Source organism: Acidobacteriota bacterium (assembly GCA_016715115.1).
Lineage (GTDB): Bacteria > Acidobacteriota > Blastocatellia > Pyrinomonadales > Pyrinomonadaceae > JAFDVJ01.
This window is the reverse complement of record JADKBM010000004.1, coordinates 708,150-728,437: the sequence shown is the minus strand read 5'-3', so window position 1 is coordinate 728,437 and position 20,288 is coordinate 708,150. Positions and strand designations below refer to the sequence as shown.

Genomic DNA, 20,288 nt, shown 5'->3' with positions numbered 1-20,288 from the left:
TCGTCAACGGGTGACGTATGACGGAAGGAAGATGGACACGATTGTTTCATTCTCCTTCCCTTGCCCGTCGTCCTCCAGAACGTGCGTCGCGTACCGCTTCTATTTCTTAACGTTATCATCATTGCCACGTGCGGTTTGATCTACGAACTGCTCGCCGCGACTGTATCGAGTTATGTCCTTGGCGATTCCGTAACGCAGTTTTCGCTCGTCATCGGCATTTACCTGTCGGCGATGGGCGTCGGGTCGTGGCTTTCCGGATTTCTGGACAAGGATCTCGCCAAAAGATTCGTTGAGATCGAACTCGCGGTCGCGATCCTCGGCGGATTTTCCGCTCCGTTGCTGTTTCTTACATTCGCCAACGTCACCTATTTCGGCATTGTCCTTTACGCGATGGTCTTCGCGATCGGCGTTCTCGTCGGACTCGAGATTCCGATCCTGATGCGGATCCTCAAAAATGAGCTTGATTTCAAGAACCTCGTCGCGCGCGTGCTCGCGCTCGACTACGTCGGCGCGCTCGTCGCCTCGCTTCTGTTTCCGATTTTTCTCGTCCCGCGCCTCGGGCTCAACCGGACGTCGCTGCTGTTCGGACTGCTCAACGCCGGTGTCGGTATTTGGGGAACGTGGCTGCTCGACGATCTGATCAGGAACCGTGACCTGACCATCCTTCGGATCAAAGGATTCGTGATTGTGATCCTGCTGGTCATCGGCTTCATCAAAGCCGACTCGCTGACGTCTCTCGCGGAAGACGCGCTCTTCGTCGATAACATCATTTACGCCAAGAGTTCTTCGTATCAACGCATCGTCGTCACCAAGGGCAAGGTCGGCTACGGGCTTTTTCTGAACGGCAATCTGCAGTTCAATTCGTTCGACGAATACCGTTATCACGAAGCACTCGTCCATCCGGCGTTCGCGGCTTACGGCGGCGAGGCGAAACGGATTCTCGTCCTCGGCGGCGGCGACGGATTGGCGGTGCGCGAGATCCTCAAGTATCCGTCGATCGAAACGGTCACGTTGGTCGATCTCGATCCGGAAATGACAAAGGTCTCGCGGACCGTTCCGGCACTTGGCGAACTCAACCGTCACTCGCTCGATGATCCTCGCGTTTCGGTGGTCAACAAGGACGCGTTCGTCTGGCTCGACGACGCGAAGATAGAGCCGTTCGATATCGCGATCGTCGATTTTCCCGATCCGAACAACTTCGCGCTTGGCAAACTCTACACGACCCGTTTTTATCAACTGCTCAAGTCGAAGCTGAAGCCCGACTCGGCGATCGTGATTCAGACCACCTCGCCGCTGATGGCACGCAAGTCGTACTGGTGCATAGTGAAAACGCTTGAATCTGCAGGGTTTACGGTGAAGCCTTACAATACGGCGGTTCCGAGTTTCGGTATTTGGGGATACGCTCTGGCAAAACTCGCGCCATTCGAGACTCCACAAAAGACCCGGCCCGATCTTGAATTACGATTCCTGAATGAAACGACTTTCGCTTCGATGTTCGAGTTTTCTTCGGATATGACGCGGCCCGATGAAGATATCGAGATCAACCGGCTCGATAATCAGTCTCTGGTTCGCTATTACGAGACCGAGTGGCGTAAGTTTGAGTAGATTTCTCTTTGTGAACCGCCGGAAAGCGGAACTCTGAACTCAGTTCTTCTTCTTCAACGATTCTTTCGCGAGGTCGTTCGCGTCTTGGCTCGATTGCCGGCCTTCTTCGATTATCTCGTTGAACTTTTCTTCTTCCTGTTTGAACTCGGCGAGCACGCGGTCGCGCTTCATCACATCCTTCGGGTCGTAACCTTCGCCCAAGATCTGCGCGGCCTTGCGCCGATGTTCGAATGCTTCGACGTACTTCTCGAGACTGACGATCTTCATATCCAAATACTGTCTGAAGTCGGCGTTGATGTTCATATTCTTCGCCTTTCGCAAAGTCTCGATCGCTTCGTTTCCCTCATCCGTTCCGGCCGTGATCTGATCCACAAACTGGTTCGACAACTCCCGGACCTTGGTTTCGTCCTTTGCCTTCAAAGCGGCTTTCAGTTGTTCGTACCGCGGTTCGTTGTCCTTGAACCGCTTTTTGATCAGTTTCAGCTTCTTGTTCGCCGCATCGACCAGGTCCGCGGCTTCTTTCGTTTCGTCAACGGCGAAGAAGGATTCGGACGATTTCTTGCCGCCGCCGCAAGCGGCGACTGAGACAATGATCAAGAAAACTATGCAAAATCCTATTTTCATCTCAGACGATCTCGTCAAGGCCCGCGTTCGAACGGCGGCGCCAGATAAACCCATCAAGAACATAATGCGTCAGTTGCGGAACCGCAAGCAACGGAACGATAAAGATCTTGAGATTTCCCAGATTCCAGTCCGAACCGAAAAGCCAGTTTCGCTCGTGCCAGACTCCGCGGTGCCAAAACAGTTCCTCGACGTACGCCAACGCCCAAAGCGTCGCGAGAAAAACCAACCAGTTCGACGAAAGCGCGCGATAAACCTTCCCGGTTTGCTCGCGCCGCGCCCGCGCGTATACGTAGATCAGCGCGAAGTACGGCACGCCGTGGATGATGACGTTCGTTACCGTGAACGCGTAATCCGAGTTAAACAGGACGATTCCCGCGTACCAGCAGACGGCCGTTGTGGCAACGACGATGTCCTTTCCGATGTTGAGGAATCCGCTGGCAAAATACTGAAAAACCGATTTAATAAAATATGAACTCAGGGCAAAAACGTAAAGCGGAAACAGTACCGTTTCGACAATCTTCGGAATCGCGTAGAAGTCGTTCGCGACGAACCATTCGAAGTTCCGCGGAAGGCTCGACATCCAATACGCGAGCGGATAGATCGTCGCGAGGTACACCGCCGACGCATCGATCCACCAGCTCAGGCGATTCGTCTCACCGCGTTTCCGCCGGTACAGCGCAACCCATCCGTACTGCTGCCGGACGAAATGGAAAACCGCGACGATCGCCAGTGCGCGCCAGAAGACGAGTTCGCCTTCGGAGTAAAGCGCGACTCCGACGAGATAGCCGGCCAGCGGAACCATCGTATAGAGAACCGCCCGGCGCTTCAATTCCTCGACGTCAAAATAGACCCGGAAACTGGTCGACCAAACGTGTGCGATATCGATCAAAAGCACGGCGGTGACCCACGTCCAATCCGGCGACTCTTCATTCAAAACGCCGATCTGCCAGCCGAAAGCAAGAAGCAAAAGCGACACAACCGCGCTTCCCAGGAAAACGGTCAGATCGATTTCGCGCGAAAACAGCCAGTTTTGGTTTGGTTTAGCTTCCTCCATCGCTTTCGGCCTCCGGTCAAACGACCTCTTTCGCCGCCCTGACCCCATGATAAAACGCCTCTTCGAAAAGCGCGATGCCGCTCAGGTCGGAGTGGGCGAAATGGACATTTCGAAACGGCTTCCGGGCCTCGTCGCGGGCGCCTGACCATAGAAAGCCGGTTCGCGGACTGATCATCGCGTGTCCCCATCGCATCACGTCGATCCGTTCGGTGAGTTCGCGAATGCCGGAGTGCGCGCGAGAGAGATCGCTCAGAATGATGTCCGCCAGTTCACCGTGATTCAACGAGAAAAGCTTAGCGCGGGCATTTTCCTCGTGGCACATCGGATAGTAATAGGTGAAGACCGCGGGACCGTGGTCGATTCCCTTTTGATGTGTCGAATTGACGTAACCAAGGCTCGGACTCTCGTACAGAACATTGTCCCAAGCGAGCGGAAAGTCGCGCGTAAAACGATTTTTCGGCCGATCCTTCAAAAACAGATTGGCGACGAACCAGGCGTTATGATCGAACTCCTTTACAAACGCCGGCGGCGACTGTTTGAAGTCACGAATCACATATCTAGACGTAAAGACGGGCGACGCGAAGATCGCCTTCCTCGCGCGCAAACCGCGAATTTCACCGTCCCGAAGATAGATCACTTCGACGCCCTTGTCGGTTGGAATGATCTCGATGACGAGCGAATTCAGGCGAACTCGGTCCTTGATCTTGTCGAAAAGGAAATTGACGAACCGTCCGTTTCCTTCCGGGAATGTGATGAACGGCTGTGATTCTTCGCCAGACTTGCGCACTCGTGAGCAAAAGTAAAATAGTCCGGCCCAAGCGGATGTCTGGTCAAGTCTCAGACCATAATCGTCGCGGCACGCGTAATCGCAATACCAGAACAGCCTCTCCGAGGTGAATCCTTTGCCGCGAAGCCAGTCGCCGAAAGAAACCTTGTCGAGTGCCGTCGCCTCGGCGTCCCGCGAACAGGCAGCCACCGGAAGAACGAACGCGCGCCTGCCGGCCGCGTCACGCCAGTTGACCCACGCGTCGACCTCCTTTTGAAACGCGGCGAACTGCGCCTTTTCTCCGTCATTCTCGCCGACGTGCAGATACAGACCCTCGTACCAACGGCCTTTGTAAAAAACGCGTTCTTCGGGTTCGCGGCAAAGAAACTGTTCTTTGACAACTATCTCGCCGTCCGGTCCGCGGCCTTCAGTGAGTCCCATTTCATCGAGCAACGCCGTCAACTCAAGATTCTCCCGGAAAGGCACCGGAAGGTAATGCGCGCCCCACGGGTAATCGATCAAGGAACTCTCGCCGCTTTGGGCAGTTCCGCCGATCTTGGGTTCGAGTTCCAATAAAACGAAATCGCTAACCGCGCTTTTGTTCAAATGGTAAGCCGCGCTCAGACCCGCGGCGCCGCCGCCGATAATGGCGACATTCACGTTTTCCCAATTTGAAGCCGGAACTTCAACGTTTCGAAGTTCGCGAAGAATATGCCCGACATCGACCTTTGCCCCGACGATCTCGCCGGCTATTTCTCCGGATTCGGACGCATTTCGACAGGCGGCAAACGCAAACGGCGCCCCTAGAAATGCGGTCAGTATTTCGCGTCGGGTAAATTTCACGATCAGCTCATTACTATACTGGAGTTAACTGAAAAACTGAGAGTTGATAACTGAAAAATGAAAGTTGCGATATTTGCAATATCAGCTATCAGTTTTCACCTATTTACTATCAGTTTTCAGCTATCCCCTATCATTTTTATCGATCAGCGCAAGGCTCAAACCCATCAGAAAGAAAAAAACCATTGCGACCTCAGAATCGCCGAGATTATAGTGAACCAATCCGCTCAAGAAGAAGCCGATCGCGCCTCCGAAGGTCCCGAGGACAATTCCCTTCAAGACCGCAGAATCGCTTTTGAATCGCCACAAAGAGCGAAAATAAAGACCGATGATCGCCAGCCACAGCAGTAGCGCGGGCAGTCCGCGTTCGACCGCGAGTTGGAGCGGAGTCGAATGAAAATGGCCGGTCGGCAGACGTCCATCATCAAACAAATGCCAATCTTTCGCGTAGCGCTGGACCGAGTCCATTCCGACGCCGACGACGAAATTGCGCGGACTCGCCGTCCATAGCTCCAACCCCTCGCGATAAACGGTCTGCCGCCAGGTGGTCGAATTATCAGTTGAATCGAGAAAACCGACGCCGCGGGTTTGCTGGAGCACGATAAGGCCGGCGAGCGCCAGCGGCAGGCCAACGGCCAAAAGCGCGATAATCAGTTTCTTGTTTCCAAGCATCAGGACGATTGCCGCGGCCGAGACCATCACCGCCAGTTGGGACGCGCGTGTAGCGGTCAGGATCATCGCCAGCGTCATCGCCGCCAAACAAAAGCCGAGGGTTTTGATCGAAAACAACCCGGCACCCGATTCAACGTCTGTCCGGGCGGCAAAACGCTGCGACACGAGGCTCGCGAAGATCCCGAACGCGAGCGACATTATTAACTGCAGAACTTCGGCAAAAGTCGTGTAGTGTCCGTAGAATCCCGCCGACCTCCAGGTACGCCCTTTTTGCCATCGCTTTACGGAGAGCGACTCGTCAGGGGACAATGCCGGTTTGATTCGGCCGGTCGGAACTTCAATCGTCAAATACGAGTCGGAGTGATAAACCTTGGCCCGGAACTTTTCGGCATTCGGATCCTCGGCAATGAACCGGCTAATGTCGTCGAGCGAACTGACTTTCCGACCATTGATCTCAAGGATCGTGTCGCCCTCGGCGAGCGCTGCCTGTTCGAACGGCCCGCCTTGAAAATCGTAAATTTGAACGCCGCGTCCGATGGCGCGTTCGACCGGAGTCCAAACGACCGCGACCATCGCTGAAAAGATCAGGGCTCCCGCCAGAAATCTGACCGACCGCGCGCTTCTGACGTTGTGATAGACGAAATAGAACATCAGGAAGAGCGAAACGACGCGCAGCTTGTTGATTGAAATATCGGGAGCATAAGAAAAGACCGAGGAGACTACGCTCCAGCCGAAAAACGCCCAGATCGCGTAATCGAGCTTGCCTGGCCGGAAGGTTGGACGCGGGCGAACGAAGATCCGAACGACCCAAAGCATCATTCCAGAAAGCCAAGCGATCTGCGTCGCGGCAATCGAATGCGGCGCACTGAGCGTCGTCAGGATCAGGAAAATGAACACGATGCGTTCGAGCCAAAGCGTCGACGCAGGTGCGTTCGCGTTCAAGCCGGCAGTTTCATCTATCCAGTTTACGAATCTCTCCATAACTCGCGGTGTGCTGCCTAAGATTTTGCGACATCGACATTATCTTGTCTATTCTGTTTGAGTTAAACTTTCGGTATGCAAACGGACCTGAGTTTGAAAGCCGAGATCAATCTCTATTACGATCTGCTCTTACCTGAGAACCAGTCGAAGCCCGCACCGCTCTTGCTTGCGGTCCACGGTTACGGGGCCCACAAACGCTATATGATGCGCGAGGCTCAGTCAGTCGCGCCGGACGGTTTTGCGATCGCTTCGATCCAGGCGCCGCATCAGCATTTCCGGCCGACGGCAAACGGGTATCGCGTCGGATTCGGTTGGCTGACCGACTACAAATCCGACGAATCCGTTGCGCTTCATCACGAATTCGTGACGCGCGTCATCGAAAAACTCGTTGCCGAAAAACTGGTCGATCCGAAGGCCATCTATCTTTACGGCTTCTCGCAGGCGTGCGCCCTCAACTTTCGATTTGCGTTGACGTTTCCGGATATTCCGCGCGGCGTGATCGGGGTTTGCGGCGGCGTACCGAACGATCTTGAGACGAGCCATTCGTTCAAGCGTCTCGATGCCGAGACGCTTTACCTTTACAACACTGATGACGAGTTTTATCCGCTTGAAAAGTACGAGTCTTACGCGGCGCGCTTAAAAGGGTTTGTTCCGAATCTCACGACCCGGGTTTACGAATCGAAACACGAGATCGTTGAACCGATGCGCACCGACATCAGGCAGTGGTTGAAAGAAATGGCGGAAGGCTCGTAAGAACCTTCCGCCCGCTAACAGACCTTTGAAAGATCTCTATCTATTGTAACGGTAAGTCGTGTACTGACTGTCCATTCTCGTATCCTGACCCGTCGTGAACTGGAACATACAAGAGTCGTCGGTGTAGTCCATAAAGTTGGTTATCGGGTCGTTGCCGGCGATGTTCGTACAGCTATTTCGTCCGGTCGGGCAACCATATGCCGGCGACTTTTCGGCCGGTGTATCCGCGACGAGATCGCCGCCGGTGCTCGCCTGACGCGAACAACCGCCTTGGAAAGTGTGGTACAGGCCCATCCAGTGGCCGACCTCGTGTGTCGCCGTGTCACCTAGATTGTAAGGTGCCGCCGTTCCGCCCGGCAGACTCGAGTAGAGAATAACGACGCCGTCGTTCTTCGGATTTCCCGCGTAGCTTGACGGAAATGTCGCCCAACCCAAAAGGCCGCCGCCCATATTGTTTGAGTAGATATTAAGATCCTTCGCCGTGCCTCGGCGGAGCGCCGTCTTCATCTGCGTTTCGCAGGTCCCGCCGCTGCAGGTGTACCAGCTCGAATTAGTGGTTCGGTCGGTCGAGACCAGATTGAAGGTATAACCCCAACTCCCGTAAGCGGCGTTGAGGACGTTGATCTGATTCTGGATCGCGGTTGCTGAAACATCGCCCGCTGTTCCGCTGCCGTTGTTGATCACGTGCCAATAGACGTTGATCGTTCCGCCGGTGACGTCGGAAACATCAATGCCGCTCTTCGCCATCGCGTCGCGCCGCGCACGAAAGTCACTTTCCATCTCGGCGATCTTTGCCGGATTGTGATCTGTGCCGCAAACTCTTTGGCCGATCACGTTCACCGGCTGTTTGACCTCATCAACATCGGTCCTTCCTTTTTCGGCACTCGTCGAAAACTGGAGTGCGAGCAACACCATCGCAAACACGAAACTGAACGTGACTGCCGCCACAACTCGAAACTTATTTATCATCAAACGTCTCTCCTTTGAATTGAATTCTTGCAAGTTAACGGAAAAGCGGCTTCCGCCGCCGGTAGGTAGAAAGTAAATTACAGACTTTGTCGTGTTCGGTCAACCTAAAGTAATAACAAAACAACCATTTGTTGTGAAAATGCTTCTATTCGTCGGAGTTTTCTGCTTATGATATCGAAGAATATGAAGTATGTGATCCCATTGACTTTGATCTTCACTCTGTTTGCCGGATGCGCGACGATTCAACTCGGCGGCGGGCTGTCGAACGAAGCGGCGAACTCGACGCCCGGAGTTCCGCGCGAGGTCATCTCGCCGGAGATTCGCAGGCTTCTCGAAAGCGCGCGACAGCAGACCCAAGTCACCAAGAACTACTCGCAGCAGTATTTCGTGATCGGGTATCCGAACGGCGACGTTCCGGCGAATACCGGAGCCTGCACGGACGTCATAATCCGTTCGTTTCGGGCGGTCGGTGTCGATCTGCAGAAGGAGGTTCACGAGGATATGACGATGAACTTTTCCAAGTATCCGTCAAAATGGGGACTGAAATCGACCGACACCAATATAGATCACCGGCGCGTTCCGAATCTTCGGACATTCTTTACACGCCTCGGCAAGTCGCTGCCGGTCACGGCGGATACCGCGGACTATCAACCCGGCGATATCGTGACCTGGGACCTCGACGGCAAAGGTATGACGCACATCGGGATAATCGCGGATCAGAATGACGAATCGACCGGAAGACCATTCATTTACCACAATATCGGCGGTGGAACGCGCCTCGAGGATCGTCTGTTCGAATGGAAGATCACCGGCCGTTACCGGTATTTCTGATCGTTGTAGTCGTAGATGAAAGCGAATACCGAGACGATGGTTGCCGAGATCCACCACAGAATTGCCGGGACAAAAATAAAGCCGCCGCCGTCATAAAGATGTGCGTTCGGCGTCGTTCTCATATAGTGGAAAAGCGGAAGGAGAGGCATCAGATTGAAAACGAAACTTCCGGCCCAGAGCGGCAAGCGCTTTCGGTCATCGAGGATTCCCAGCGCGTGTTTGTGATAGCCGATCAAAAGCAGTGTTCCAAGACCTGCAAGCGCAAAAGGGACAATCGCGAAAAGCAAAAGCCCCGGGGTTCCGGACAAGATAGATATGAAGAAGATGATCGCCGCCAGCAGCAATCCGAAACTCGCCGGGACGAGCATCAGAAAACTTGCTATTTCGAACACCCGCGCCGCCTTCTGAGAAAACCCCATTCTTACGTACATAACCGTTCCTCCGCGAACTACCGGAGCAACATCCGTTCCAAAAGAATGGGAATCTTTTGCTTTTGTTTGGAAGAAACGGCCGCGGAACAACGCCGACGCTGCGAAATACGCCAAAAAACGCGAAAACCAATTATTTAAGCCGCGAATTTGAATGCCGGAATCGGATTCCAGATTGTGAGGATGCTTTGGTTGCCGGCTTCGAAAGTTTCACCAAGTTCGAGTTTTTGCAAAATGCGGAAAATGCTTCGCAGATTGCAATATCCGGACTAGTTGTAGCCCTCGCTGTCGGTGAAATCCTCGTAGATCATTCCGCGGCGGTCCCGTTTGGCTTTGGTCGCGGCCTCGAATCCGCCTTCTTCGTTTCGGGAGATCTTGTTTTGCGCGTAAAGGCCTTCGAGCACGAACTCGCAGGCGGCGACGAGCCTGGCTTTCTCATCCCGGCCGAATTCGAGCGGGACAAGCGTCGAATCGATCAACTCCGGCACGCTCTCAAGCAACATCACGCATTCATCGGCGCTCGCCGTGTCGGATAGCAGAAGTTTATTACCCGAATCGAACCACTGCACGGTCGGTTCGAAGTCGATCCCGAGAAAAAAGCCTTCGAAGATCACGCCGGCGGCGCGCTTGATCAGGTCGCGTGCAAGTCTTGCGGCGCCGAGTTGCTCGCCTTCATATTCAAGCTCGATCTTGCCGGTCATCGACGGGAGGGCAGCGTAAACATCGGAGATTCTCGGAACGATGTCCGGCTCGCCCGTGATCAGCGAACGCCGCTCGGCATTCGAAACCGCCGATTCGAGGGCCGAGATCGGAAATCGCTGCGAAACGCCCGACCGCTTGTCGATCCGTTGGTCGTCGCGCGCTTCGAACGCGATCTGCTCGATCGTCTCGGCGATGAAGTCCGGGATCACGATCCGCGAATCGTCGAGACCGCGATCGACCCAGGCCTCCTGCCGCGTGATCGCCGCGCCGAGTCCGACATTTGACGGGTAATGAGTTTGGATCTCGGCGCCGATACGGTCCTTGAGTGGCGTAATGATCTTGCCGCGCGCCGTGTAGTCTTCCGGATTTGCCGAAAAAACGAGCAGCACGTCGAGCGGCAAACGAACCGGATATCCTTTGATCTGGACGTCGCCCTCCTGCATTATGTTGAACAATCCGACCTGAATCTTGCCGGCGAGGTCGGGAAGTTCGTTGATCGCGAAAATGCCGCGATTCGCGCGCGGCAACAAGCCGAAATGGATCGTCAGCTCGTCCGACAGAAGATGGCCGCCCTTCGCGGCCTTGATCGGATCGACATCGCCGATGATATCGGCGATCGTCACATCGGGCGTCGCGAGTTTTTCGACAAAACGGTTTTCGCGCTTCACCCAATCGATCTTCGTTTCGTCGCCGTGGAAATCGACCTGATGGCGGCCGTATGCGGAAAGCGGTTGAAACGGATTGTCGTTGATCTCGGAACCCGCGATGATCGGCATATCTTCATCGAGCAGATCGGTAAGTTGGCGAATGATCCGGCTCTTCGCTTGTCCGCGCGTTCCGAGGAGAATGAAGTTATGCTTTGAAAGAACGGCGTTGATCAACTGGGGAATCACCGACTCGTCATAGCCGACAACTCCCGGAAAAAGGCGCTCGCCCGAACGCAGTTTCGCGATCAGATTCGCGCGCATCTCATCTTTGACGGAACGCGGCTCGTAGCCGGTCGCTTTCAGTTCGCCGAGTGTGGCAGGTCTCATCGTTTTTAAGGATTCCTCGCTTGAATACACTATATCGTAGCGCACCGTTGTGTTTCTTGCACGAAATGGTTGGAAGCGGAAAACCTGACCCGCGAAAAAACGGGCAAATGAAGTGAGGAATACTACTTGCGTTTGAAATTAGTAAAAGTTGAGCGTTTTACACCCAACTTCCCGAAGATTGAAACGAAACTTGAGGAGTAATTTTATGCGTTCACCCCGACCATTTCTTTGGGTAACCATTTTTCTGTTGCCCCTGATTCTGCTATTGAATCAAAACGCATCCGGTGTCGTTTATGACGACTACACGCCCGAAGTCACGGCGCGCGTCGTTCGTATCAGCGTGATTCGCGGCGATGTTCAGATCCGACGCAGCGGCGAGAACCAAGCCTGGGAAAAGGCGACCCTTAACCTGCCGATCGTTGAGGGCGATGAACTGACGACCGGCGCCGATTCGAGGATCGAGATCCAGTTCGACAAAGACAGTTATCTTCGATTATCGGAATACGCGACCTTGAAGATCACAACGTTGCGCGACGAAGGCGTCGCTTTGAGCCTGCCGCAGGGAACGATGAGTCTGCGCGTCCTGAACTTCGACAAAGAAAGGAACTATTACGAGATCGACGCCCCGAGCACGACGGTTTCGGTCGAACGCGCCGGGATGTACCGCATCGACGCGGGCGACACACGCGGCAACGAGATACGCGTCGCCGTGACGCAAGGCGGCGAAGCGCGCGTCTATTCCCAGAATTCAGGTTTCACGTTGAAGAACGGTCGTTCCGCGAAGCTTTTCCTTAGCGGTAATTTTGCCGGCGAATGGGAAACCGGAGATGCTTCGCGCTATGCGGACGATTTCGACACGTGGGTTATGGAGCGGGAATCGGCCGTCGCCAAACGGCTTCGCGATTCTTACTACGACAAGTACTACGACCGCGACATCTACGGTGCCGAGGACCTGAACGAGTACGGCGAGTGGATCTACACCCGCAAATATGGTTACGTCTGGCGTCCTTTCCGGAGTGCGACGTCGGGTTACACCGACTGGTCACCGTACCGCTACGGCCATTGGCGATGGGTGTCGTTTTACGGTTGGACCTGGGTCAACGACGAACCCTGGGGTTGGGCAACCTATCACCACGGACGCTGGATTTGGGACGACGGTTACTGGCACTGGTCGCCGTATGCGAATTCCCGCTGGCGACGGAGTTGGTGGCGGCCGGCGATGGTCTCGATCGTGACCTGGAACGGTTCGGTCTGCTGGTATCCTCTGTCCTATTACGACAGCTATTACGATTACAACAGTTACTACTATCGGCGTAACCGCGGTAACGTCCGCATCTACAACAACACGACGATCATCAACAACAACACGACGGTGGTCGTGAACCCGACGCCGAACCCGACGCCGAACAATCAACCGGTTACGAACGAGACGCGTGAAGACAGACTGGCGCGCCTGCAGACGCCGCCTTTGCAACGGATTCCTCCCGGGGCGGTCGTTTCGGTCGATTCGAAGGAATTCGGGCGGCGGACGGGCGGTTACAAAACGCCTCCGTTTGAGACCGGAAAGACGATTCTTTCAAAGGTTCCGGACGACAATCAAACGCCGCCGATCCTTCCGGATTATAAGGATCTCGACCGAAAGATCAGCAAGGAGATCCTGATCGAAAATCCGCGCGAGCCGGCTACCGACAAGGTGAAAACGGGCGCGATGGAACGCAAACCGGGCGCTTCGATGGACGAAGACCTGCGCAAGCAGCGGATCTTTGGAAACCGGATTCCGGTAACGCCGAAAACGGAACCAAACGAAACCGGTGGCGGGATCATAGTCAATCCGAACAGCGAAACCCGCAAGACCGGCGCGGTAAATCGGCCGTTGCCGAAGCAGGAAGACAACGAAACGAAACAGCCTCCGGTTTTCAATCCGGGACCGGTTCGCACGACCGGGGGCGGAAAACGTGACGATGACGGCACGCAGGACCAGAAACCGGTTCAGCGCGAGCGTCAGCGTGAAGAGAAACAGAGTCCGCCGATCTACGTGCCGCCGCAGCCAAAACAGGAGGAACGGCGCGAACGTCCGACTTTCCCGCAGCAACAGCGCAACGAAAAGCCTCGTGAGGAACCTCGGCAACAACCGCAACCGAAGCCGCGTGAGGAACCTCGGCAACAACCGCAACCGAAGCCGCGTGAGGAACCTCGGCCGCAACCGCGGATCGAGCCGAAAAGCGAGCCGAAGCCGGAGCAGAAGCCTTCTCCGAAACAGAATCCGGATAAATCCGAAAAGGACAACCGGCGTTGATCTGAGGTTAGGTAAGCAAAAGGGCCGGGGCCGATATTCGGTTCCCGGCCCTTTCAAATCGATCTTTCAGGCTCCTGGAATCCTTGGAATCGGGAGGTATGAAAAACCACCGCTTTTTACCCAATGATGAACAGGGATGAGATCAAGTAGATGCCTCCGATCAGAAAACATCTGCGAAGACAGAGTGATCAACACCAAAAACCAGTAATCGTTGCGCTGCGAACCCGCGAACTCTGCGTGAGGTCCCGCGAGGACCGCAAATAGATCCGCGTCGCCTGCCGGGTTCGTCGGGCAGAACTTCGCGCGTTTTTCAGCCCCCCGAATTCGAATTGGTTCAAAGCTTTTTGATCGAAACTTTGATGACGTAGCGGCGGCGATCCATCGGAACTCCGGCCTTTGGCGACGGGGTCAACGAGTTGAGCTTCAATTCATAGCCTTCGAACGTTACCGATTGAGCGCCCATTCCGGTGTTGAGTTCGACGGCTTTCCAGGCGCCGTTTGATCTTCGAACTTTAAGATCGACCCTCGCGTTTCCGGCCCAAACGCAGTTCACCCCTTCGGGACAGCGTGAATCCTCAACCACCGCGAGAAATTTCACCGACAGTTTGCTTTTGGCGTCCCTTTTATGTTTTCCGAACTTGACCGACAACTCGGTCGAAGATTGTGCCGATGATGTTTGAACGCCGACAAAAAGAAGCGCCGCAAGCAGAAAAATAATCGTCTTCATAATTTTACCTCACGACCCTTCCGCGCATTTGAGGCCATTGCGGTAAAAAGAGTTGTTATCGATTTACGGCGTCAGCCATTTCGACTCGATTTCCCCTGCCGAGTTCCAGCGAAACAACGAACGGCGATTGCCCTTGACATCAAGTTCCATACAATCGACCTCGTCGATGGTCGATCGGACAACAACGAAATTGTATTTTCCGAGTTCGCTTTCCTCACGGGTCGGCTTGCGGTCCACGAGCGACTCGGGCAGTCCGGATGTCGGTTTCTTGCTCACCTGCGACGGAGTTTCACCGACATAACATCGGCGCGACAGCAATTCGGTCGCGAGCCATTGCTCTTCGTGAAGTGCGCCGTCGGTGATGATTTCGGCGGTGCCGCGGATTCGAACCTGCAACCCGTCGGCCGGATTGTAGAAAAGCCACGAAACCTTCGGATTCGCAAGGATTTGAAGGACCTTCGGCGCGCCCGCGTGAGTGTGGAATGCGAGTGCGCGCGGTTTCCGCCAAAAACGCCTCAGCACCACCGTTCGCGTTCGCGGCTCCCCGTCGTCGATTGTCGCGAAGACGCCGAGATGAAATGGATGATGGCGGTCAAGCGTTCCGAGATCGAGATTCTTCCAGACGAGCTTCAGTATCTCGCCGTGTGAAATGCGTTTGATCCAGATGTTCGACTCAGTCATAGCGATTTGGGATTTCGGATTGGGGATTTCGGATTTTCCTGGTCTTCAGTGAATTCAGCCCGACTTCGAACCGATTGCGTTTCGGCAAATCCCAAATCCGAAATCCCAATTCCGAACTCCAACCTATTCTTTGATCTTTGCGATGATCGCACTCGCAAAATCGGCTGTCGAAGACGTTCCGCCCAAATCCTTCGTGCGAAATTCACCCTCAGCAAAGACGTCCATCATCGCCTTTTCGGCGCGGTCGGCAGCGTCGAACTCGCCGATGTGCCGCAACATCATAAACGCCGACATCATAATCGCGGTCGGATTCGCAATTCCCTGGCCGGCGATGTCCGGCGCCGAACCGTGGACCGCTTCGAACACCGCGCCGAGTTCTCCGATGTTCGCTCCAGGCGCGAGTCCGAGTCCGCCGATCAGGCCGGCGCAGAGATCCGAGACGATATCACCGTAAAGGTTCTCGAGCACCATCACGTCAAACTGCTCCGGTCGCATCACAAGCTGCATACACGCGTTGTCGATGATCTTGTCGTCGGCCTCGATATCCGGAAATTCCTTCGCGACGTTGTAGAAGCACTCGAGGAAAAGCCCGTCCGAAAGCTTCATAATGTTCGCTTTGTGCATCGCCGTGACCTTCTTGCGGCCGCGAAGACGCGTGTATTCGAACGCATAGCGCGCGATCCGCGTCGATGCTTTCTCGGTGATAATCTTGAGCGATTCGACGACGCCCGGAACGACGATATGTTCCAGTCCGGCGTAGAGGCTCTCGGTGTTTTCGCGAACGATCACAAGATCGAGCTCCGGATACCGGCACGGAACGTTCGGCAGCGCTTTGATCGGCCGGACGTTCGCGTAAAGGTCGAGCGCCTTGCGCAGTCCGACGTTGACGGACGTGAATCCCTTGCCGATCGGGGTTGTCAGCGGGCCTTTGAGTGCGACCTTGTTGCGCCTGATCGATTCGATCGTCGTCTCGGGAATTGTCGTCCCGAACTTTTCGAGCGCCTGCGCGCCGATGATCTGCGTTTCCCACGCGATATCGACTCCGGTCGCTTCGATGGTCCTGACGGTCGCCGCGATGATCTCAGGTCCGATTCCGTCGCCCGGGATTAATGTAATTGTGTGTTTTGCCATTTGTTATTTTCCGTTCAAGGATGAATGTTTGTCACTAAATGATATAGCAAAATTTCTAAACGGCTAAATGCGGTCACCCGCTTCAAGATGCTAAAATCAACCGCTTATGGTGCGGGAATTGAGTCAGGAAGCAGTGATCATCGGAGCCGGCGTAATCGGCCTCGCGATCGCTCGCGAACTTCATCGGCGCGGTTTGACGCGGATCACGATCCTTGACAGTGGAAAGGCCGGGCGAGAGGCATCGTTTGCGGCCGCCGGAATGCTCGCGGTGCAGGCTGAAACCGACGAAACCGGCGAGTTCTTCGATCTCTGTCGTGCCGCACGGGATGTCTATCCCGATTTCGCGGCCGATATCCAGGCCGAAACCGGAATCGACATCGAACTCGACCGTGCCGGCACGATCTATCTCGCATTCAACGATTCCGATATTCGCGAGCTCTCGCACCGCTACGAATGGCAGCGGCGCGCGGGACTGCAGGTGGAGCGTCTGTCGGCGAGAGAAACTTGCAAACTTGAACCCTTTGTCTCGCCTGACGTGCGTGAGAGCCTGCTATTTCCCGACGATTGGCAGGTTGAAAATCGTCGGCTTCTGGCGGCGCTCGAGCGATCCGCGGCGCGCAACGGCCTGGTGGTCGAAGAGAACCGCCGGGTCGACCGGTTGATCGTCAAGAACGGGCGCGCGATCGGCGTCGAAACGCCGGTTGGAAAGATCTATTCGCAGCGAGTTGTTCTTGCCGCCGGAGCGTGGACATCTCTGATCGGCGTCGAAGGCATCGAAATCCCAACGGTTCGGCCCGTGCGTGGCCAGATTCTCGCGTTCCAGACCGCCAAACGGCTTTTCTCGCACGTTGTTTACAGCCCGCGCGGTTACATCGTGCCGCGCGCCGACGGACGAATTCTGGCGGGCGCGACGGTCGAGGAGGTCGGTTATGCGAACGAAATGACGCCGGCCGGGATCGACTTCGTGGCGACGAACGCATTTGAGATCTCGCCCGCGCTATCCGGCTTGCCGATCGCCGAGCGGTGTTCCGGGTTGCGACCAAGAACGACCGACGGATTGCCGCTCATCGGGACTTTTCCACAAGTGGAGAATTTGTTCATCGCGACGGCCCATTACCGCAACGGAATACTGCTTGCACCGCTGACGGCGCAGCTGACGGCCGAGATGATCGTCGGGAACGGCGTTCCCGAACTTCTCAAAGGCTTTGGGCCGAACCGGTTCTGAGTGTTTGCGGATTTATATCTGAGGTAAGAGGTTTATGTTGATGCGCGAATCGGTTCTGATCCTGATCTTATCGCTCGCCGTTCTGGGCCAGTCCGGCAGAACTGCGCCGACCAATCCTGCTCAAGTCGCTCCGTCCGCGGACGTCACCGCCGAAAAGCTCTACGAAGAAGCGGCGACATACGAAAAGCGAAAGCTGGCCGAATTTGAATCGAAGAAGCTTCCGTACAGCGAGGCGCTCCATCGTTCGATGCTGGCCGAACAGAAGCAACTCGCCGCCAAGAACGCCGCGATTCTTGAGGCCCGCAAGGACCTCAGTCCGGCGGACCGGTTCTTTCTCGGGATGCTTCATTGGCTGGCGCGAAACTCCGACGCGTCCGAAGAAGCGCTTCGCCGGTTTATGGCGATCGAAACCCCGGAGGCGGTGAAACTCCAGACGGCGCGCCACGTGCTTGTCGTCATCGCCGCCCGGAGGCGCAACTTCGAAGACGCCGAAAAAACTCTTGGAGCTTATCTTGAAGCCGGTCCCGTAAATCTGAGCGAGCGGATCAAAATGGAATCCGAACTTGCCCAAAGTTATCGTGACCGCGCCGAATGGACCAAGGCGGCAGCGCACGCGGAAGAGGCTTATCGCGCCGTCAAAGCGAATTTTCAGACGCGTTCGTCACGTGCATTGGCGCTCCAGGAACTTCTCGATTTCGGTTCGATGGTTTTCGAGATCTATCGTGATGCGGGCGAGGTTGCAAAGGCCGAAGGGTCGCTCGACGAACTTCGCAAGACGGCGGTCTTCGTTGAATCGACATCCATCTATTACTATGCGGTCGACAAAATGGTCGCGCTCCTCACTGAAACCAAACGAAAGCCGCAAGCGCTCGGCTATTTTCAAAAGGCGATAACCGAGGCGCGCACGGACTTCAAGTCCAAGGCGTGGCAGGAAGATATCCAGCGACGTCTCGCACGAAGGGTGAAGCAATATACGCTGCTTGGAGAGACAGCGCCGGAACTCGTGAACGTCGCTCAGTTTTTGCCGTCGGAAACGAAAACCCTGGCCGATCTTCGCGGAAAGGTGATTCTGCTCGATTTTTGGGCGACTTGGTGCGGGCCTTGCTACCGCGCGTTTCCGCTTCTTACCGAATGGCACGACACGCTCGCCAAAGACGGACTGGTCGTGCTTGGTTTGACGCGGTTTTACGGTCAGGCCGAAGGCGAACCGGTCACCGAAGCGCTTGAGATCGAGTTCCTAACCGAGTTTAAGAAGAAGGAAAAACTGTCGTATGATTTCGTCCTCAGCCGTGACATAACGAATCAGGTCAACTACGATGCGTTATCGCTGCCGACGACTGTCGTGATCGACCGCAAGGGTGTGATCCGATACATCGAGACCGGCGCCGGAAAGGAAGAAGACCTGGAAAAAACGGTTCGGAGACTGCTCGCGGAAAAGTAGCTCTCCTGATCGGTTCTCAAACGCGATGGCTAAATCAAAAACGGAAAACTTCTACGACCGCATCGCCGACGTTCACAATCTGGCGATGAAACTCAACGGCTACACGCGCTCGGTCGCCAAGTACCTGCGTTCTCTCGAACTTGAGATCGACGAAAACTCTCGAGTTCTCGACGCCGGCAGTGGAACCGGAATTGTCACGTCCGGTTTTTACGGCGCCGGGCTCAAGCCGAAACAGACGGTCGCCTTCGATCTGTCGTTCAATCTGTTGAGTGTTTCGCGCGATCAGTTTCGCAAAGACAAGCGCACAAAAGGCAAGGATATCTCTCCGGTTCGCGGCAACGTACTGGCGATGCCCTTTGCGGACAACACCTTCGATCTTCTGCTCTCCTGCGGAGTGCTCGAATATGTCCCGCTTGACGAAGGCCTTCGGGAATTCGCGCGGGTTATGAAACCCGGCGCGAAGCTCGTTTTCATTCCGGTCAAACCGTCACTCGTCGGATCCGTCCTCGAGCTCCTTTACAAATTCAAAACGCATCCGCCGGACGAAGTTCGCGATGTCTCCGAGCGTTACTTCAACTTCGTTGGGAATCACGATTTCCCGTTCACGGACCCGATCGGTTGGTCGAAGACGATCTTTTTGCTGGAGAAGCGGTGAGTTGTGCGTTCCGCTTTCGGGCGGTGGAACTCGGAACCTATGAAATCGAGACCAACAAGTCCCCTGATCGTCGCGCATCGCGGATCGTCAGCGCTCGCGCCGGAGAACACGCGCGCTGCATTCCGGCGGGCGATCGCCGATGGCGCCGAAGGAATCGAGTTCGATGTCAGGTTGGCGAAGGATGACATTGTCGTTTTTCACGACGCAACGCTGCTCCGCATCGGTCAACAGCCGGGTTCCGTCGCTCAGAAATCGAGCGCCGAACTTGGTCGGACCGACATCGGGTCGTGGTTCAACCAACGGTTCCCGTGGCTCGCACGGCCTGAGTTCGCGTCCGAGACCGTTCCGACGCTACGCGAAACGCTCGAACTGTTCGCCGCGTACCGCGGGGTGATCTACGTCGAACTCAAATCACGCGAGTCGGATGTCAAAACGCTTTCGCGGGCGGTTTGCGACATCATTCGCGACTCTCCGCTGCGTTCGCAGATGATCGTCAAAAGCTTTCAACTCGATGTCATTCCGGAAGTGAAGCGGCTCTGTCCCGAAGTCCGGACCGCCGCGCTCTTCGCACCGAAGATAATGACGATTCTCCGCAAGGAAAAACGGCTCGTTGGAGTCGCCGATGATCTCGGCGCAGATATGCTTTCCGTCCATTTTTCGCTCGCGACCCGCAAACTCGTCGAAAAAGCCGAAAAACGGGGAATGCCGGTGACGATTTGGACCGCAGACAATCCGCGCTGGGTGAAGCGCGCGCTCGATCTCGGGCTATTTGCGGTGATCACGAACGACCCCGCGACACTGCTTGCGAAGCGCGGGAAACTCTGAATCATCGAGCGATCGCCGTGGTTGTCTCGTTCGTGGCGAAGACCTCGG

18 protein-coding genes are annotated in these 20,288 nt (G+C 55.4%); 8 read left to right on the top strand and 10 right to left on the bottom strand.

Going from position 1 to position 20,288, the window contains the following annotated elements:
• Window positions 1–81: 81 nt before the first annotated feature.
• Entirely contained in the window at window positions 82–1,605 is a 1,524-nt protein-coding gene (locus IPN69_05435; GenBank protein MBK8810160.1) for a polyamine aminopropyltransferase, read from the top strand.
• A gap of 39 nt (window positions 1,606–1,644) precedes the next feature.
• Here the strand turns inward: IPN69_05435 and IPN69_05430 are convergent, their stop codons facing one another.
• From IPN69_05430 to IPN69_05415, 4 genes are all read right to left on the bottom strand, one after another.
• The gene (locus IPN69_05430) at window positions 1,645–2,202 is read right to left on the bottom strand and encodes a hypothetical protein (GenBank protein MBK8810159.1); all 558 of its coding nucleotides are present in this window, start codon (window positions 2,200–2,202) and stop codon (window positions 1,645–1,647) included.
• A 28-nt stretch (window positions 2,203–2,230) separates the two neighbouring features.
• Window positions 2,231–3,283, bottom strand: a complete 1,053-nt coding sequence (locus tag IPN69_05425) for a hypothetical protein (protein ID MBK8810158.1) — start codon at window positions 3,281–3,283, stop codon at window positions 2,231–2,233.
• 16 nt (window positions 3,284–3,299) lie between these two features.
• On the bottom strand, window positions 3,300–4,892 hold the full coding sequence (locus IPN69_05420; protein ID MBK8810157.1) for an FAD-dependent oxidoreductase: 1,593 nt from the start codon (window positions 4,890–4,892) through the stop codon (window positions 3,300–3,302).
• A 120-nt stretch (window positions 4,893–5,012) separates the two neighbouring features.
• Window positions 5,013–6,542 (bottom strand): O-antigen ligase family protein, encoded by a 1,530-nt coding sequence (locus tag IPN69_05415; protein MBK8810156.1) that lies wholly within the window; start codon window positions 6,540–6,542, stop codon window positions 5,013–5,015.
• Window positions 6,543–6,617: 75 nt separating this feature from the next.
• Here IPN69_05415 and IPN69_05410 point away from each other — a divergent pair, with 75 nt between their 5' ends.
• Window positions 6,618–7,295 (top strand): hypothetical protein, encoded by a 678-nt coding sequence (locus IPN69_05410; GenBank protein MBK8810155.1) that lies wholly within the window; start codon window positions 6,618–6,620, stop codon window positions 7,293–7,295.
• A gap of 36 nt (window positions 7,296–7,331) precedes the next feature.
• On the opposite strand, the gene IPN69_05405 is transcribed toward IPN69_05410, so the two are convergent.
• Window positions 7,332–8,210, bottom strand: coding sequence for a zinc metalloprotease (locus IPN69_05405; protein MBK8810154.1), 879 nt, complete (start codon window positions 8,208–8,210; stop codon window positions 7,332–7,334).
• Window positions 8,211–8,447: 237 nt separating this feature from the next.
• Here IPN69_05405 and IPN69_05400 point away from each other — a divergent pair, with 237 nt between their 5' ends.
• Window positions 8,448–9,095: a DUF1287 domain-containing protein gene (locus IPN69_05400; GenBank protein MBK8810153.1), complete on the top strand. Its 648-nt coding sequence runs from the start codon at window positions 8,448–8,450 to the stop codon at window positions 9,093–9,095.
• Here the strand turns inward: IPN69_05400 and IPN69_05395 are convergent.
• The gene (locus IPN69_05395; protein MBK8810152.1) at window positions 9,080–9,514 is read right to left on the bottom strand and encodes a hypothetical protein; all 435 of its coding nucleotides are present in this window, start codon (window positions 9,512–9,514) and stop codon (window positions 9,080–9,082) included. The two genes, IPN69_05400 and IPN69_05395, sit on opposite strands and share 16 nt — an antisense overlap.
• Window positions 9,515–9,792: 278 nt before the next feature.
• On the bottom strand, window positions 9,793–11,259 hold the full coding sequence (locus IPN69_05390; GenBank protein MBK8810151.1) for a magnesium chelatase: 1,467 nt from the start codon (window positions 11,257–11,259) through the stop codon (window positions 9,793–9,795).
• 205 nt (window positions 11,260–11,464) lie between these two features.
• On the opposite strand from IPN69_05390, the gene IPN69_05385 reads away from it, so the two are divergent.
• Window positions 11,465–13,555 carry a FecR domain-containing protein gene (locus IPN69_05385; protein MBK8810150.1) on the top strand — a complete coding sequence of 697 codons (2,091 nt, stop codon included), beginning with the start codon at window positions 11,465–11,467 and terminating at the stop codon, window positions 13,553–13,555.
• A gap of 334 nt (window positions 13,556–13,889) precedes the next feature.
• On the opposite strand, the gene IPN69_05380 is transcribed toward IPN69_05385, so the two are convergent.
• From IPN69_05380 to IPN69_05370, 3 genes are all read right to left on the bottom strand, one after another.
• Entirely contained in the window at window positions 13,890–14,282 is a 393-nt protein-coding gene (locus IPN69_05380) for a hypothetical protein (GenBank protein MBK8810149.1), read from the bottom strand.
• A 63-nt stretch (window positions 14,283–14,345) separates the two neighbouring features.
• Window positions 14,346–14,963, bottom strand: coding sequence for a pyridoxamine 5'-phosphate oxidase family protein (locus IPN69_05375; GenBank protein ID MBK8810148.1), 618 nt, complete (start codon window positions 14,961–14,963; stop codon window positions 14,346–14,348).
• A 123-nt stretch (window positions 14,964–15,086) separates the two neighbouring features.
• Window positions 15,087–16,094 carry an isocitrate dehydrogenase (NAD(+)) gene (locus IPN69_05370; GenBank protein ID MBK8810147.1) on the bottom strand — a complete coding sequence of 336 codons (1,008 nt, stop codon included), beginning with the start codon at window positions 16,092–16,094 and terminating at the stop codon, window positions 15,087–15,089.
• Window positions 16,095–16,212: 118 nt separating this feature from the next.
• Between IPN69_05370 and thiO the strand changes: the two genes are divergently transcribed.
• The 4 genes from thiO to IPN69_05350 are packed head-to-tail and all read left to right on the top strand — an operon-like array spanning window position 16,213 to window position 20,240.
• Window positions 16,213–17,319, top strand: coding sequence for a glycine oxidase ThiO (gene thiO / locus IPN69_05365; protein MBK8810146.1), 1,107 nt, complete (start codon window positions 16,213–16,215; stop codon window positions 17,317–17,319).
• A gap of 40 nt (window positions 17,320–17,359) precedes the next feature.
• Entirely contained in the window at window positions 17,360–18,760 is a 1,401-nt protein-coding gene (locus IPN69_05360) for a TlpA family protein disulfide reductase (GenBank protein MBK8810145.1), read from the top strand.
• A gap of 25 nt (window positions 18,761–18,785) precedes the next feature.
• Window positions 18,786–19,415 (top strand): class I SAM-dependent methyltransferase, encoded by a 630-nt coding sequence (locus IPN69_05355; GenBank protein MBK8810144.1) that lies wholly within the window; start codon window positions 18,786–18,788, stop codon window positions 19,413–19,415.
• Window positions 19,416–19,454: 39 nt separating this feature from the next.
• Window positions 19,455–20,240 (top strand): glycerophosphodiester phosphodiesterase, encoded by a 786-nt coding sequence (locus IPN69_05350; protein ID MBK8810143.1) that lies wholly within the window; start codon window positions 19,455–19,457, stop codon window positions 20,238–20,240.
• The last annotated feature ends 48 nt before the right edge of the window (window positions 20,241–20,288 follow it).

Bases quoted from the DNA above. Each gene is read 5' to 3' on its own strand.
- IPN69_05425 (MBK8810158.1), bottom strand. From the start codon at position 3,283: ATGGAGGAAGCTAAACCAAACCAAAACTGGCTGTTTTCGCGCGAAATC.
- IPN69_05415 (MBK8810156.1), bottom strand. From the start codon at position 6,542: ATGGAGAGATTCGTAAACTGGATAGATGAAACTGCCGGCTTGAACGCG.
- IPN69_05410 (MBK8810155.1), top strand. From the start codon at position 6,618: ATGCAAACGGACCTGAGTTTGAAAGCCGAGATCAATCTCTATTACGAT.
- IPN69_05405 (MBK8810154.1), bottom strand. From the start codon at position 8,210: ATGGTGTTGCTCGCACTCCAGTTTTCGACGAGTGCCGAAAAAGGAAGG.
- IPN69_05400 (MBK8810153.1), top strand. From the start codon at position 8,448: ATGAAGTATGTGATCCCATTGACTTTGATCTTCACTCTGTTTGCCGGA.
- IPN69_05395 (MBK8810152.1), bottom strand. From the start codon at position 9,514: ATGGGGTTTTCTCAGAAGGCGGCGCGGGTGTTCGAAATAGCAAGTTTT.
- IPN69_05390 (MBK8810151.1), bottom strand. From the start codon at position 11,259: ATGAGACCTGCCACACTCGGCGAACTGAAAGCGACCGGCTACGAGCCG.
- IPN69_05385 (MBK8810150.1), top strand. From the start codon at position 11,465: ATGCGTTCACCCCGACCATTTCTTTGGGTAACCATTTTTCTGTTGCCC.
- IPN69_05380 (MBK8810149.1), bottom strand. From the start codon at position 14,282: ATGAAGACGATTATTTTTCTGCTTGCGGCGCTTCTTTTTGTCGGCGTT.
- IPN69_05375 (MBK8810148.1), bottom strand. From the start codon at position 14,963: ATGACTGAGTCGAACATCTGGATCAAACGCATTTCACACGGCGAGATA.
- IPN69_05370 (MBK8810147.1), bottom strand. From the start codon at position 16,094: ATGGCAAAACACACAATTACATTAATCCCGGGCGACGGAATCGGACCT.
- IPN69_05360 (MBK8810145.1), top strand. From the start codon at position 17,360: ATGCGCGAATCGGTTCTGATCCTGATCTTATCGCTCGCCGTTCTGGGC.
- IPN69_05355 (MBK8810144.1), top strand. From the start codon at position 18,786: ATGGCTAAATCAAAAACGGAAAACTTCTACGACCGCATCGCCGACGTT.
- IPN69_05350 (MBK8810143.1), top strand. From the start codon at position 19,455: ATGAAATCGAGACCAACAAGTCCCCTGATCGTCGCGCATCGCGGATCG.